General features: G+C 68.0%; 12 protein-coding genes. 1 reads left to right on the top strand and 11 read right to left on the bottom strand.

The window, feature by feature from the left end:
* Positions 1–6: 6 nt before the first annotated feature.
* The 3 genes from VAPA_RS05000 to VAPA_RS05010 form a co-directional block, all read right to left on the bottom strand.
* Positions 7–1,704, bottom strand: coding sequence for a two-component system sensor histidine kinase NtrB (locus tag VAPA_RS05000; RefSeq protein ID WP_021005676.1), 1,698 nt, complete (start codon positions 1,702–1,704; stop codon positions 7–9).
* A 94-nt stretch (positions 1,705–1,798) separates the two neighbouring features.
* Positions 1,799–2,059 carry a PP0621 family protein gene (locus VAPA_RS05005; RefSeq protein WP_021005677.1) on the bottom strand — a complete coding sequence of 87 codons (261 nt, stop codon included), beginning with the start codon at positions 2,057–2,059 and terminating at the stop codon, positions 1,799–1,801.
* A complete protein-coding gene (locus VAPA_RS05010) occupies positions 2,056–2,865 on the bottom strand; it encodes a cytochrome C assembly family protein (protein ID WP_021005678.1) in 810 nt (269 codons plus the stop codon). Before VAPA_RS05010 ends, VAPA_RS05005 begins: the two co-directional genes overlap by 4 nt.
* Before the next feature lie 190 nt (positions 2,866–3,055).
* On the opposite strand from VAPA_RS05010, the gene ffh reads away from it, so the two are divergent.
* Positions 3,056–4,444, top strand: coding sequence for a signal recognition particle protein (gene ffh, locus VAPA_RS05015; protein WP_021005679.1), 1,389 nt, complete (start codon positions 3,056–3,058; stop codon positions 4,442–4,444).
* A gap of 69 nt (positions 4,445–4,513) precedes the next feature.
* On the opposite strand, the gene VAPA_RS05020 is transcribed toward ffh, so the two are convergent.
* From VAPA_RS05020 to VAPA_RS05055, 8 genes are all read right to left on the bottom strand, one after another.
* Positions 4,514–5,653: an AAA family ATPase gene (locus tag VAPA_RS05020; RefSeq protein WP_021005680.1), complete on the bottom strand. Its 1,140-nt coding sequence runs from the start codon at positions 5,651–5,653 to the stop codon at positions 4,514–4,516.
* Positions 5,650–6,546: an RNA ligase family protein gene (locus VAPA_RS05025; RefSeq protein WP_021005681.1), complete on the bottom strand. Its 897-nt coding sequence runs from the start codon at positions 6,544–6,546 to the stop codon at positions 5,650–5,652. Before VAPA_RS05025 ends, VAPA_RS05020 begins: the two co-directional genes overlap by 4 nt.
* 301 nt (positions 6,547–6,847) lie before the next feature.
* A complete protein-coding gene (gene mdoH / locus VAPA_RS05030) occupies positions 6,848–8,863 on the bottom strand; it encodes a glucans biosynthesis glucosyltransferase MdoH (RefSeq protein ID WP_021005682.1) in 2,016 nt (671 codons plus the stop codon).
* A gap of 404 nt (positions 8,864–9,267) precedes the next feature.
* Entirely contained in the window at positions 9,268–10,656 is a 1,389-nt protein-coding gene (locus VAPA_RS05035) for a sigma 54-interacting transcriptional regulator (RefSeq protein ID WP_021005684.1), read from the bottom strand.
* 31 nt (positions 10,657–10,687) lie between these two features.
* A complete protein-coding gene (locus VAPA_RS05040; protein WP_230558968.1) occupies positions 10,688–11,299 on the bottom strand; it encodes a hypothetical protein in 612 nt (203 codons plus the stop codon).
* Between the two features lie 113 nt (positions 11,300–11,412).
* Positions 11,413–12,840 carry a sensor histidine kinase gene (locus VAPA_RS05045; protein ID WP_021005686.1) on the bottom strand — a complete coding sequence of 476 codons (1,428 nt, stop codon included), beginning with the start codon at positions 12,838–12,840 and terminating at the stop codon, positions 11,413–11,415.
* Positions 12,840–14,204 (bottom strand): tRNA (N6-isopentenyl adenosine(37)-C2)-methylthiotransferase MiaB, encoded by a 1,365-nt coding sequence (gene miaB / locus VAPA_RS05050; RefSeq protein WP_021005687.1) that lies wholly within the window; start codon positions 14,202–14,204, stop codon positions 12,840–12,842. The genes VAPA_RS05045 and miaB overlap by 1 nt, the downstream gene beginning before the upstream one ends.
* An 87-nt stretch (positions 14,205–14,291) precedes the next feature.
* Entirely contained in the window at positions 14,292–14,687 is a 396-nt protein-coding gene (locus VAPA_RS05055; protein ID WP_230558969.1) for a hypothetical protein, read from the bottom strand.
* Between the last annotated feature and the right edge of the window lie 165 nt (positions 14,688–14,852).

The following is a 14,852-nucleotide window of genomic DNA, read 5'->3' on the forward strand; positions in this document are numbered from 1 at the left end:
ACGGCGCTATTGTGTCAGCCGGTTTTCGCTTGGCGCAAAGCTGACGAAGAATTCGTTGCCCTCGGGGCCGCCCGCGACCAGCGCGCGCCGCTCGTAGCCGATGGTGGCGCCATGGCGCCGGCACAGCTCGCGGCACAGGAAGAGGCCGAGCCCGCTGGAGCGGCTTTCGGACGAGAAGAAGGGCTCGAACAGGTGGCGCTGCACCGCCGGCTCCAGCGGCGCGCCGTCGCTCCACACCTGCAGGCTGGGGCGGCCGGAACTGCCGCGCTGCGTGGTGGTGACGACCTGGATCGAGCCTGCTCGGCTGCTGGCGTAGCGCGCCGCATTGTCGAGCAGGTTCACGAGCAGGCGGCGCAGGTGCTCGACATCGAAGCGGACCTCGATGTCGGCGGCATCCAGCGCAATCAGCACGCCCTGGCGCTGCGTCTGGCGCCCCCACTCTTCGGCCAGCACCTGTACGGCGGGATCGAGCACGACCTGCTCGCCGAGCGAGAGCACGCGCTGCTGGCGCGCGCGAGAGACGTCGAGCACGTCGTCCACGATGCGGGCGAGCCGCTGCGCGTTGTGCTGCACCATGCTGGTCAGCTTGCGGTGCGCGGGATCGGTGAGGTCTTCGTTGAGCAGGGCGCTGGCCTGCGTGATGGCCGCCAGCGGGTTGCGGATCTCATGCGCCACGGCGGCCGACATGCGGCCCATCGCGGCCAGCTTTTCGGTGCGGATGCGGGCCTCGAGTTCGCGCAGGTCCTGCAGGAACATCACGCAAAGGCTGTCGACGTGCCGGTCGCTGGTGGGCGTGAGCCGCGTGCGCACACGCACCTCGCGCGCAGCCCCGCGGGCCTGCGCCACGGGAATTTCCTCGCTTTGCGGCGCGCGGCGCGCAAAGGTCTGGCGCGCCAGCGCCGCCAGCGCATGCCAGGCGGGTTGCGCATGCAATGCAAACGGCAGGTTGAGCCGGGCCAGTCCTTGTCCGAGGATCGCGTCGGCCGCCGGATTGGCCGCATGCACCATGCCTTCGGCGTCGATCACCAGCACGCCTTCGCTCAGTGTCTCGATCACCAGATCGTTGACCTGTGCCTGCATCTGCGCGCTGCTGCGGTTGCGCAGCGCGGTCTCTTCCTCGCGAGCCAGCCGGCGCGCCAGTTCGTGCGCCAGCAGGGCCACCACGAAGAGCCCGGTGCCGGTGAGCGCCGCCTGCACGAAGCGGGTGGAGGAATCGCCGGGCTGCTGCAGCCAATGCCAGCCGGCATCGGCCAGCAGCAGCAGCGTGACCGTGGCCGTGGTGCCCAGGCCCACGGTCACCGTGCCCAGCACGGCGCTCATGAGCACCGGCAGCGCGAACAGCGGCGTGTAGTTGATGTTGCCGCCCTGGAGCACCTGGAGCGCGGTGAAGGTGCCGAGGTCGATGCCGATGGTGAGGAACCAGAGCGTGCCGAAGGCCCGGATCGGCGGCGTGAAATGCGCGTAGCGGGCGCCCAGCCAGGTGGCAACCAGGTAGCCGGCCGAAAGCGCCATGGCCAGCGGCTGCATCGTCTGGCCGAGCGCCATGGCCACGCCCTGCAGCAGCACGAGCACCAGCGCAACGAAGCAGCGTGCCGCCATGAAGCCGCGCCACAGCCGCAGCAGCGCGGCGCTCTCGCCGCGCCCCGGCTCGAGCGTGTTCCAGTCGGTGACGGGCTCGCCGCGCGACCAGAGGGAAGAGTTCACTGGCGCACCCTTGGCGCTGCGCGCCTTCCCGCCAAGCGGGAGCGAGCTTGCTTGGGGCGGCCCGGCGCTGCGCTCATGGGTGTGCAGTGCTCGCTCAGCCGCGCTCGGCGGCCTGGCGGTGCGCAGCACTGCAGTAGACCGCGTCGCCCGGTCCGGCGAGCGCATCGCTCGCGGGCAGGTGCAAGCCGCAATGGGCGCAGCGCAGCATGGCCTGCGGCGGCGCCGGCGCGGCAGGGGGGCGCTGGGCGGCGCGGGCCGCCTGCTCGCGCAGGGTCTCGCGCATTTCCTCCCGGCGGTTCTTGCGCCAGAGCCAGATCGCCACCCAGAGCACTGCGAGAACGAGCAGGTATTTCATGTCGCGCCGCGCGCCAGCACCACTTCGAGCACGAAGCGCGAGCCCACATACGCCAGCAGCAGCAGGGCGGAACCGGCATACAGCACCCGCCGCGCCGTGCGCCCGCGCCATCCGAAGCGGGCCCGGCCGATCAGCAGCACGGCGAAACTGAGCCAGGCGAGCACCGAGAACACCGTCTTGTGGTCCCACTTCCAGCCGCGCACGCTTGCGCCGTACAGCGTTTCGCTGAACAGCAGGCCCGCGAGCAGCGTGGCGGAAAGCAGCACGAAGCCGGCCATCACGAAGCGGAAGGTGAGCCGCTCGAGCGTGAGCAGTGGCACGCCGCCTTGCGGCTCGGTGGCAAGGCGGATCTGCTTTTCGGCCCGCGTGATCAGCCAGGCGTGGACCACCGCGGCGCCGAACAAGCCGTAGGAGGCGATGCCCAGCGCAAGATGCAGCGGCAGCCAGGGCGATGCCGACACGTGCAGCGGCGTTCCGGGAAACAGGATGGCCAGCAAGACGGCGGCCGCACCCAGCCAGGCCAGCGCGCGGCGCACCTTCAGTTGCGGGTACATGCGGCTTTCGACCGCGTAGACCGTGAGCACCAGCCAGGCCGTGACCGATAGCGCCGGCGCGAAGCCGAATTTGGGCTCGCTGCCGACGAGGCCATGGCCCAGCACCGCGGCATGCAGAAGCCACGCCAGCCCGAGGGCCCACTGGGTGGCTTTCCGGCTCAGCCGGGCACCCGCGGCGGCGGCAAATCCATAGGCAGCCGCGGTGGCGATGCCCAGCGCCACGGCAAGTGGGGAGGGGATCGCTAAAATCATTGCTGGAGTTTATCTCCCCCAGGCCTGCGCACTTCTTGTCGCGGCGCCAACCCCCTCAACCGGGGGGCGACACCAGAGGCCCGGCAGAGCCGGTTCCCGGTGTTTCGTTTCGCGAAGGGGCAGTAAGCGGCCGATACCAGTTCACGACTTTCCAATGACCCGCCGCGGCGGGCAGCAAGGCATCTCCTTCATGGCCACCGCCCTCACAGAAAAGTTCTCCCGCCTCGTCAAGACGATGAGCGGCCAGGCGCGCATCACCGAAAGCAACGTGCAGGACATGCTGCGCGAGGTGCGCATGGCCTTGCTCGAGGCCGACGTGGCGCTCCCCGTGGTGCGCGACTTCGTGGCCCGGGTGAAGGAAAAGTCGCTCGGCCAGGAAGTGCTGGGCTCGCTCAAGCCGGGGCAGGCGCTGGTCGGCATCGTGAACCGCGAGCTCGCCGCCACCATGGGCGAGGGCGTGTCGGACATCAACCTTGCGGCCCAGCCGCCCGCGGTGATCCTGATGGCCGGCCTGCAGGGCGCGGGCAAGACCACCACCACCGCCAAGCTGGCCAAGCACCTGATCGAGAAGCGCAAGAAAAAAGTGCTCACCGTGTCGGGCGACGTCTACCGGCCCGCCGCCATCGAGCAGCTCAAGATGGTCACGAAGCAGGCCGGCGCCGAATGGTTCCCGAGCACGCCGGACCAGAAGCCGCTCGACATCGCACGCGCCGCGCTCGACCACGCCAAGCGCCATTTCTTCGATGTGCTGCTGGTCGACACGGCAGGCCGCCTGGCCATCGACGAAGTGCTGATGACCGAAATCAAGCAGCTGCACGGCGCGCTCGATCCGGTCGAAACGCTGTTCGTGGTCGACGCGATGCAGGGCCAGGATGCGATCAACACCGCCAAGGCCTTCAAGGACGCGCTGCCGCTCACCGGCATCATCCTGACCAAGACCGACGGCGATTCGCGCGGCGGCGCGGCGCTGTCGGTGCGGCAGGTGACGGGCGTGCCGATCAAGTTCGCGGGCACCAGCGAGAAGATCGACGGCCTCGAGGTGTTCGACGCCGAGCGCCATGCGGGCCGCATTCTCGGCATGGGCGACATCGTCGCGCTGGTCGAGCAGGTCACGGCCGGCGTCGATGTGGCGGCGGCGCAGAAGCTCGCGGCCAAGGTCAAGAGCGGCGCGGGCTTCGACCTGAACGACTTCCTCGGCCAGCTGCAGCAGATGAAGCAGATGGGCGGCCTCTCCAGCCTGATGGACAAGCTGCCGCAGCAGATGGCCGCCAAGGCCACCGAGGCCGACATGACCCGTGCCGAGCGCGACATCCGCCGCAAGGAAGGGATCATCCAGAGCATGACGCCGCTCGAGCGCCGCAAGCCCGAGCTGCTCAAGGCCACGCGCAAGCGCCGCATCGCGGCCGGCGCAGGCGTGCAGGTTCAGGAAGTGAACCGCCTGCTCAACGAGTTCGAGCAGATGCAGGGAATGATGAAGAAGATGAAGGGCGGCGGCCTCATGAAGATGATGAAGCGCATGGGCGGCATGAAGGGCATGGGCGGAATGGGTGGTCCGGGCGGTCCCAAGCTGCCGTTCTAGGCCTCGTGCATATATATAGATAGAGGAACAGAAGCCCGCCGGGGCATGCCTCGGCGGGCTTCGTCGTTTTCAGGTCTGCACTTCGTAGACCGTGTCGTGCGCCTCGATCGGCGTCGGCAGCTCCCAGCGATGCAGCATCCGCTCGATGCCCGCATTCGACAACGTGGTGTCGCGCTCGCGGTTGCGGCGCATCAGCTCGGTATGCGGCACTTCCAGGTACACCAGCTCGCTCTGGGCGTGGTACGCCCAGAGCAGGTCCAGCGTCTTGGTGCGCATCTGCTGGCTCAGGTGCGTGGCGTTCCAGACGAAGCGGTCCTGCTTGCGCAGTAGCGCCTTGGCCTGATCGACCGCATGGTGCGCGGCGAGTCCATCGTTCTCGCCGTGCCTCAACCCGAGTTCGGCGCGCGCATCGTCGAAGGACACGACCGGCCAGCCCTTGCGATGGTGCGCCACCCAGTGGTTCTTGCCGCTCGCCGGCAGGCCGCACATCACCGTCACCTGAGAGCCCGCGGCGTGGAACAGCGGGTAGTCGGGGCTGGTGTCGGCGCCGCGGAAATAGGCCAGGCGCGTGTGCGCGTCGGTCATTCGGCGCGGGCCTTCCCAGCAGCCTTCTTCCTGCGCCAGTTCCTCGAAGAGGGCGATGTCAGCCATGCTGTCCGCGCGTTTCTCATAGTGGCGCCCGAGCATGTCGCAGCGCGCCACGCAGCACAGGTCGGGCAGGCTCAGTTCCCAGGAGAGCTTGTGCACCAGCCACGCGGGCCGCACGCCCTTGCGCGAGGCAAAAGCATGGAACGGCACCTGGTGCACCGCGATGATCCGGCACACGGCTTCGCGCAGCGCAAACGGCACGCGGGCCTTCCACATCAGCACGCGCGCGTCGACCGATCCGCGGCGCGAATGACCGGGCTGGCCGATGCGGCCGCTGGTTTCGTCGATCACCGTGGTGTCGGGCTTGGCGATATCGTGCAGCAGGCAGGCCATGAACAGCACGAAGCGGCCCTCGGCGTCGGCGCGTTGATAGTGCGCGTCCTGCATCAGTACGTCGAGCACCATGCGCGTGTGGATGCCGACGTTGCCTTCGGCATGGTAGTACGGATCTTGCGGCGTTTCTTCGAGGCGTCGCAGGTCCGGCAGCAATTCGCAGCATTGCGTCCAGTCGGTGCCTCTTCCGAGCGCGGGCACCAGCGCGTTCAGATCGTCGTAGTTCATCGCGACCTCCTTGCTGTTGTCAGTTCGGCGGGCTGGTGCAGCGTGCACAGTCCCAGGTCGCGCCATGTCGTCGTTGGCGTCGGTGCGTAGAGATCCACGCCCGGCGCCAGTTGGTTGGGCAGCACCGGCCGGCGGCTGTGGTGCGAGCCCGAGTCGAGGATGGTCTGAACAAAATCCGGACGCACCCACTTGTATCGGCCCGTCACCTGGCCGTGCGACTCGGTCTTGAGATACAGGCCCTCGGCCAGGTTTGACAGGTCGGTCTGCTGCCGCACGAGGTCGAGCGGTTGCCCTTCCTGCATCACGGCCTGTTCGAAAGCTGCCTTCCAGTCGGCACTGCGCGCGAGCGACGGTTGCACGAGCGAGCGCAATGCTTTCGCGTGGCGCGGCATCTCACCGTCGTAGAGCACCGGCACCGAAAGGGCCGGGCTGCCGTCGAGCAGCGCGTGCCGTGCGGGGGTCGACAGGAAGCACCGCGCCTGCCGGTCGTAGAGATCGAACTCCAGGAAGAACGCGGGCAGGCGGTCATACCAGCAGCTGTGCTTGGCAAAGCACCACTCGCCATACATCACGTAGCGGTCTTCGAGCCGCTCCAGCAACACGGCTTCATGCGCGGCGGCCCAGTGCTTGAACAGGTTGAACTGGCGCTCGCCAGCCCCGCCCGCGAGGTAGTGGCCGCGCGACTGCAGCAGCAGTTCGCCCGCCGAGGTGAACGACACGGCGGCATTGGCGCCATCGAGTTTTTCCTCGATGACCACATGCGTGCCGTGCAGCGTGGACAACGGCGTCTGGTCGTCGTCAGTGTCGCCCGCTTGCAGGCGCGAGCCTTCCAGGTGCGCAGTACGCGGGTACTTGAGCAGTGGAATCGATGAAAGAGAAGAGAGAGGGAACACGTTGTTCTCCAGATGCAAATCAGGAAGAACCGACAACGTGCGGGAGCGAAGCTGGAAAGAGGATCGACTTCAGCGGCCGGTGGGCCGTGTCTGGTCAGCGGGATGCGCAGCTTGGCGCCCGACATGACCAGTGAAGTGGTTGTTGTCGGCGTCAGAGGGTGATGACTGCGAATCGGGGCACTTGGCGCTCCAGGGGATCGAGGGATCCGTGGGTTGAAAAAGGAAGGCGCGATTCTAGCCACGCGCCAAAAAAAAAGCCGACCCTGAGGCCGGCTTTTTGCGAGGCGGTGTCTTCAGCGCATCACGCAGTCGCCAGTGCTGCCGGGCGCGCAAGGCGCAGCGCATGCATCCAGGCGCGGCGCAGCACGGCCGGCGAACGCGATTCCTCGGGAATCAGCAGGAAGCCGCGGTCGCGCAGCGACGTGCCCAGTGCGATCTGGCTGGTCAGCACGGTCAACGGAATGGCCAGCAGCAGCGGCAGGCCAACCGGCATGAGCCAGATCAGCGCGCTCGGATCGATCATTGCAACGCCGAGGGCCAGCGCGCCGACCACCAGGCTCATGGGAGCGAGCTGCGACACGGCGACCTTCCACGGCACGGCGGCGGCTTCGCGCGGGGGCGACTTCCAGTCGAGCTTGATGCCGGTGAGGGCGACCAGCACGAACAGCGAGTGGGCCAGCATGCGAACCGGCGCCTGCACGATGGCCAGGCCGCTTTCGAGCACCGAGCTCTTCACCAGGCCCCAGAGGCCGCCGTACTGGCGTTGCTCGCCGCGCATCAGCACGGCTGCGATGCCGAGCAGGCGGGGCAGGAACAAGAGGCACAGGGTCCAGACCCACAGGCCGGCCAGTTCCGCCGGCAGCACGCTCCAGCTGGAGATCAGGCTCGAGCCGCTCAGCCACAGTGCGGTGCCCAGCGTCAGGAACGCGAGCCACAGCGGTGCCGAGACGTAGGCCATGGTGCCGGTCACGAACATTGCGCGGTGCACCGGGTGGATGCCGGGTTCGGCCATCAGGCGGGCGTTCTGCAGGTTGCCCTGGCACCAGCGGCGATCGCGCTGCAGTTCGGCCAGCAGGTCCGGCGGTTGCTGCTCGTAGCTGCCGACCAGGTCGGCGCAGAGCCACACGTTGTAGCCGGCGCGGCGCATCAGCGCGGCTTCGACGAAGTCGTGCGACATGATGCCGCCCGACATGCCGCCGGTGCCCTTGATGGGGGCCAGCGCGCAGTGCTTCATGAAGGGCTCGACGCGGATGATCGCGTTGTGGCCCCAGTAGTGCGATTCGCCCAGTTGCCAGAACTGCATGCCCAGCGTGAACAGGCGGCCCGTCACGCGGGAAGCGAATTGCTGCGCGCGGGCATGCAGCGTCACGTGGCCGATGGCCTGCGTGGCGGTCTGGATGATGCCGGCGGTGGGGTTGGCTTCCATCAGCTTGACCATCGAGGCCAGGCAGTCGCCGCTCATCACGGAGTCGGCGTCGAGCACGACCATGTAGCGGTAGTCCTTGCCCCAGCGGCGGCAGAAGTCGGCCACGTTGCCGGCCTTGCGGTGCGTGCGGCGGGTGCGCAGGCGGTAGTACACCTCGACCTGCGGCTGGTTGGGGCTGTCGGCCAGCGCGGCGCGCAGGTCTTCCCAGGCGGCGCGCTCGGCGGCAGCGGTTTCGGGCGAGTAGCTGTCGGACAGCACGAACACGTCGAACTGCTTCGCGTGGCCGGTGGCCGCGACCGATTCGCAGGTGGCGCGCAGGCCGGCGAACACCGTGGCAACGTCTTCGTTGCAGATCGGCATGATGATCGCGGTGCGTGCCTCGGGGTTCATCGGGTGGTGGGCCACCTGCTTGACCGAGAGCGCGTGCTTGTCACCGCGCACCGAGACGTAGAAGCCCATGAGCGCGGTCACGAAGCCGGTGACGACCCAGCCCGAGAGCAGGCCGTACAGGCCGATCTGGCCGTATTCGAGCCAGACGTTGTCGTAGTCGGGCTGCACGCCGGCAAACAGTGCGGACGCGATCACGGTGCTCAGCAGCGTGAGCGCCATGAAGGCGAAGCGGCGCTGCGCCGCGGCGCGCTGCCAAGGCTGCCTGACCTGGGCGCCGGCTTCGGCGGTTTGGCTTTCCGGCTTGCCGCCGGCGCCGAGCTTGACCAGGAGGGCCGTGCCAAGGCTGTTCCAGAAGCCGCGCCACGGGCGGGGCGCCATGGAACCGCGGTTGACCGGCGGAGCGGTCACGGAATTGGGATGGCGTTCTTCGCGCACCGGGCTGCGGTGCGAAAAGTCGGCTTCGGTCAGCACGTTCAGTTGGGAGAAGTCGTTTGGCTTCATGTGTGATTTACCAACGTTGCTTGTCGAGAGAAGGGGTGTCGCCAATGGCAGGAAAGCGCTTGACCACGCAATCCGGTTCGGCGCCGCCCGCGCTTGCGAGCGCGGCCAGTGAATGACCGGCGGCACGGGGCCGCACGGGGGAAAACTGCTTTTGACGCAGGCCGTCGCGCTGCTGGCGCAGTGCGAAAGATGGGCTGGTAAGTGCTGTCATGCCTGTACAGGGGCAAACCCTGTGCCAGGCTGGAAAAACGCTTTCAGATCAACAACTTGGAGCGATCTGGATGCGTTTTTCGGGGCTGGAGCCGTTGGAAGGGCTCCGAAACCCCCGATTTTGTCGCCGAATCCCGACAAGCCTTGAGGGCTGGCGGAAAAGATCCTTTTAAATCAACAGCTTAGGGGCGTCGCTAGTCGGCGACAGGCTCGCTGCCGGGAGCGACAGCGTCGGCCTTGAAGTGGCCCGGCGTGAGTTCGTGCTTCTGCAGCAGGCGGTAGAACTCGGTGCGGTTGCGGTCGGCCAGGCGGGCGGCATCGGCCACGTTGCCGTCGGTCAGCTTGAGCAGCCCCACGAGGTAATCGCGTTCGAACCGCTGCTTGGCCTCGGCATAGGTCTGGACCTCGACCGTGGGCACGCGCAGCGCCCGCTGCACGAGTGCCAGCGGGATCAGCGGCGAGCTCGACAGCGCGCAGACCTGCTCCACCACGTTGTAGAGCTGGCGCACGTTGCCGGGCCAGGCCGCGGTGGCCAGCGCCTTGAGCGCTTCGGGCGCGAAGCCGGAGAGCCGCTTGCCGTATTTCGTCGACAGCTTCTGCAGGAAGTGGTTCGCCAGCAGCGGAATGTCCTCGCGCCGGGCCGACAACGGCGGCAGCGTGAGCGTGACCACGTTGAGCCGGTAATAGAGGTCTTCGCGAAACTGGCCCGCCGCCATGGCCGCGTCCAGGTCGCGGTGGGTGGCCGAGATGATGCGCACATCGACCTCGATCGACTGGCTGGCACCGAGCGGGCGCACTGCGCGCTCCTGCAGCACGCGCAGCAGCTTGACCTGCAGGGCGGGCGGCATGTCCCCGATTTCGTCGAGCAGCAGCGTGCCGCCGTCGGCCTGCTGGAACAGGCCCTTGTGGTTGGCGTGGGCATCGGTGAAGGCGCCCTTCATGTGGCCGAACAGTTCCGACTCGAGCAGCGCCTCGGGGATGGCGCCGCAATTGACGGCCACGAAGGGCTTGTCTGCGCGGGCGCTCGCGCGGTGGATGGCGCGCGCCAGCATTTCCTTGCCGGCACCACTGTCGCCGCGCAGCAGCACCGAGGCGTCCGACTTGGCGACCATGCGCGCCTCGGCCAGCAGCTCGGACATGCGGTTGCTGCGGCTCACGATCTCGGCGCGCCAGCTTTCGTCGCCGGCCTTGGCGGGCGTGCTGGCGGGTGCCCCCAGCGCCAGCGCCTGCGCGATCTTGTCGAGCAGTTCGCGGCCGTCGTAGGGCTTGGTCAGGTAGGTGAACACGCCGCGCGCGGTGGCTTCGACCGCATCGGGAATGGTGCCGTGGGCGGTGAGCAGGATCACCGGCAGCGAGGGATGGCGCTTCCTGATTTCGTCGAACAGCTGGAGCCCGTCGCGGCCGGGCAGCCGCACGTCGCTGAGCACCAGCTGCGGGTGCTCGATCTCGAGCTGCGTGAGCGCGGTTTCGGCCGAGGTCACGGCCGTGACCTGGTAGCCCACCGAGCTCAGCCGCATCGAGAGCAGCCGCAGCATGTCCGGGTCGTCGTCGACCACCAGCAGGCGCGCGCCGGTCGTGCTCATCGAGGGGACACTTTCCGCAATCGCTGGAGGTTCATGGATTCGGCCTGGTGCTGCCGGGCGCGGGCAGGGTCGGCGCCGGCACGTTGTTGGGGCGCGCGAAGCTGCGCTCGATGGCGCGCAGCGCTTCGATGCGGTCGTTCAGCTGGTCGATGCGGCGCTGGCTTTCGCGCACCTGCTGCGCCTGCTTGTCGCGGTCGTCCTCGACGCGGCGCTGCTCCACGTAGCGCGCGGCGAGCGCGCGTGCCAGCGGATGCAGCGGCTGCGCCTCGGGCGAGGGGTTGGACATCACGCGCTGCAGCAGGCCCAGCGCGCGCGCCAGGTCGGCCGGGACGCGGGTCTGCGCGAGCAGCAGCGCGAGCTGCATCTGCGCATTGGGCGAATCGCCCGGGTCGCCGGCGCGGGTGATTTCGGCGGTCAGCTCGGCGCCGCCCAGCGGGCGGATCTTGTCGGCATACGCCAGCATGGCCGCGACCGGACCCTGGGTCATCAGCGTGAAGAGCGACGCGGGCTGCGTGGCGGGCGCCTTGGGCTCGGCCTCCACCGGCATCACGCGCGGCACGGCGGGCGGCGGCGGCAGGGCCTCGGCCTCGGCGGGTGGTGCGGGCTGCGTCGCGCAGGCGGCCAGCAGCAGGACGAAAGGCATGGCCACCGCCCCGGACAGGGTCGAACTGCGGACGAACGGAAAAAGCATGGATTGAAGAAAAGGCAAGAGGCGGTGTTTGTTTTCAGGTGGATGCCGGGGGCTTCGCGGTGGGTTCAGGCCGTGCGCGGCAGTTCGATGCGAAAGCGCGCGCCGGGCCCCTCTGGCAGCAGGGTGATGCGGCCCCCGTGGGCAGCAATGTACTCCTGCACGATCGAAAGGCCGATGCCCGTGCCCTTGACGGCATGCTCGGGCTGGCGCTCGCCCCTGTAGAAAGGCTCGAAAATCCGGTCCCGGTCGCCCTGGGCAATACCCGGGCCGGCATCGTTGATATCGATGCATGCCGTGGTCGGCGTACTGGACACCGCGATCGTGATCACGCCGCCGCTCGCCGAGTACCGGATCGCATTGGACAGCAGGTTGGCCACCGCCGTGCCGAGCTTGGTGCGGTCCACCGCGAGCGTGATCGACTCGCCCTCGGCATGAACGCGCAGGCCGTGGGCCTGCCATTGCAGGCGCTGCGCTTCGATCTGCTCCTCGACCAGCGGCAGCAGTTCGGTGCGTTCGCGGCGCAGCTCGCGGGCCTCGAAGGCGGCGGCATTGAAGCGCAGCAGGGCCTCGATCTGGCCCTGCAGCGAAACGGTGTTCTGGTTCAGAATCTGCGCCACTTCCAGCTGGGCCGGATTCAGCGGCCCCGTCACACCGTCTTCCAGCAGCGAAACGCCTTCGCGCAGCGCCGCCAGCGGCGTCTTGAGTTCGTGCGATACGTGGCGCAGGAAGCGTGCCTTGTCGGCATCGAGTTCGGTCAGGCGCAGGCGCAGCCACTCGAGCTGCTGCGACAGGCGCCGGACGTCGGCCGGCCCGCGGATGTCGATGGGCTCGTCGAGCCGGTTCTGGCCCAGCCCGACGATGGCATGCTCCAGCCGCTTGAAAGGGCGCGCGAGCCAGATGCCGAAAGCCAGCGCCAGCGACACCGCCAGGATGCTGGCGGCCACCACTTCGCGCATCAGGCGGCGGCGCGCGTTCTCGATGCGCTTGGCCAGGGCATCGTTCTGCAGCTCGATCAGGAACTGGGCCTGCTGCGCAAGGTTCGTGTTCAGCGAATCGAGTTCGCGGAACTGCATGGCCATGCCGCTTTCGCGCGAGAGCGCGCTGTCGGCGCTGCCGCTCATCAGGCCCTCGATCACGCCGAGCTGGGTGCGCCACAGTTCGATGCCCGCGGGTGCGAGGCCGTTTCTCTCGAGTCGTTCGAGCACCTGGTGCGCTTCGCGCGCGGCGTCGTCGAAGCGGCGGCGCAGCACGGCGTCGTTCAGCACCAGCGACTGGCGCCCGGCACGCTCCATGGCGGCACTGCGCTCGGCCAGCGACTGGGCCGCTCCCGAGAGCCGCAGCGCACGGGCCGCCGCATCGCGGCTCTGGGTCATGAGCGCGTCGTACTGGAACACCGAGCGCAGCGCCACGCCCACCAGGAGGGCGGTGATCAGCAGGAATGCGAAAAGCAGGAGCTGCTGGAACGAGCCCCGTTTCGACGGCCGCTTCGCCATCAGGCGGCGAGCGCGGTGGGAACCGGCGCCGTCGACGATTCGCGCGTGGCCACTTCGCCGCGCAGCGTATAGGCGAGCGAGCGCGTGATGCGCAGGTCGGCCATCTGCCCGACCAGACGCGCGTCGCCTTCGAAGTTGACGACGCGGTTGCAGGCGGTGCGGCCCATCAGCTCGTTCGCATCCTTGCGCGAGGCGCCTTCGACCAGCACGCGCTGCGTGGTGCCGACCAGCGCATCGCCGAAGCGGCGCACGTTGCCGTCGATCACACGCTGCAGCGTCTGCAGGCGGGCCAGCTTCACCGCATGGGGCGTGTCGTCGTGCAGTGCCGCGGCGGGCGTGCCGGGGCGCGGGCTGAAGATGAAGCTGAAGCTGTTGTCGAACTGGCAGTCGTCGATCAGCTTCATCATCTTCGCGAAGTCTTCGTCGGTCTCGCCCGGGAAGCCGACGATGAAGTCGCTGGAGAGCGCGAGTTCGGGCCGGATGGCGCGCAGCTTGCGCACGGTGCTCTTGTATTCCATGGCGGTGTAGCCGCGCTTCATGGCCATCAGGATGCGGTCGCTGCCGTGCTGCACCGGCAGGTGCAGGTGGCTCACCAGCTGCGGCACCTTGGCGTAGGCCTCGATGAGCCGCGGCGTGAACTCGTTGGGATGGCTGGTGGTGTAGCGGATGCGCTCGATGCCGGGAATTTCGGCGACGTATTCGATCAGGAGCGCGAAGTCGGCGATCTCGGCCGTGTCTCCCATGCGGCCGCGGTAGGCGTTCACGTTCTGCCCCAGCAGCGTGACTTCGCGCACGCCCTGGTCTGCCAGGCCGGCAATTTCCACCAGCACGTCGTCGAGCGGACGGTTCACTTCCTCGCCGCGGGTGTAGGGCACCACGCAGTAGCTGCAGTACTTGGAGCAGCCCTCCATGATCGACACGAAGGCGGTGGCGCCCTCGACGCGCGCGGGCGGCAGGTGGTCGAACTTCTCGATCTCGGGAAAGCTGATGTCGACCTGCGGGCGGTTCAGGCGCTCGCGGTCGTTCAGCATCTCGGGCAGGCGGTGCAGCGTCTGCGGGCCGAACACGATGTCGACGTAGGGCGCGCGCGCAATGATGGCCTCGCCTTCCTGGCTCGCCACGCAGCCGCCCACGCCGATCTTCACGCCCTTGGCCTTCAGGTGCTTCACGCGGCCGAGGTCGGAGAACACCTTTTCCTGGGCCTTCTCGCGCACCGAGCAGGTGTTGAACAGGATCAGGTCGGCCTCGTCCACGTTCTGCGTCGGCTCGTAGCCCTGCGCGGCGTTCAGCACATCGGCCATCTTGTCCGAGTCGTACTCGTTCATCTGGCAGCCGAAGGTCTTGATAAATACTTTTTTGCTCATGGGGTGCTTTCCTGGCCCTCCTCGTCGGGAGGGCCGATGCAGGGCGGTCGCGTCCTGCAGCGCGGCGGGCGCGGCCCGCCGGCATCTTTATTGCGTATTGACGGTGTCGTTCGAAGTGAACGGCCAGATGTTCAGGAACGGCTTGTTCAGCGACTCGCGGCTGGCCGTGGCCTCGCTCGGCGTGAGGATCCACACCTCGCGCAGCAGGCCGGCGGCATCCCGCGTGTAGTTCACCAGGTATTTCTGGCCGACGATGCTGCCCGCCATCACCAGCATGTTCTGTTCGCTGCGGATGCGGGCCCCGGGCGCCAGGCGGTCGACCTGGCCGTCGAGTTCGACGTCGGGCGCATTGATGACCATGAACTTGCCGCGCAGCGTGCCGACCGGGAAGGTGCGCCCGCCCACCAGCGACTCGTTCTGGGTCTGCGGCCGGGGCACGTCGGACTGGGCTGCGGCGCCAACGGAAAAAAGGCTTGCAGCCACTGTGCAAAGCGCTATGAAAGTGAGAGCATTCGTGGGTTTCTTGCAGCGGTTCATGGGGTATATCCAGAGGCTGTGGAGCGGCGATTTTAGCGGCGGGGTGAAATCATCCCTGGCGCTTGCCACAGCGGGTTGTAGATGGGCCCTGGCATTGCGGCTTTACTTATC

Origin of the sequence: Variovorax paradoxus B4 (assembly GCF_000463015.1) — a bacterium.
Classification (GTDB): domain Bacteria; phylum Pseudomonadota; class Gammaproteobacteria; order Burkholderiales; family Burkholderiaceae_C; genus Variovorax; species Variovorax paradoxus_E.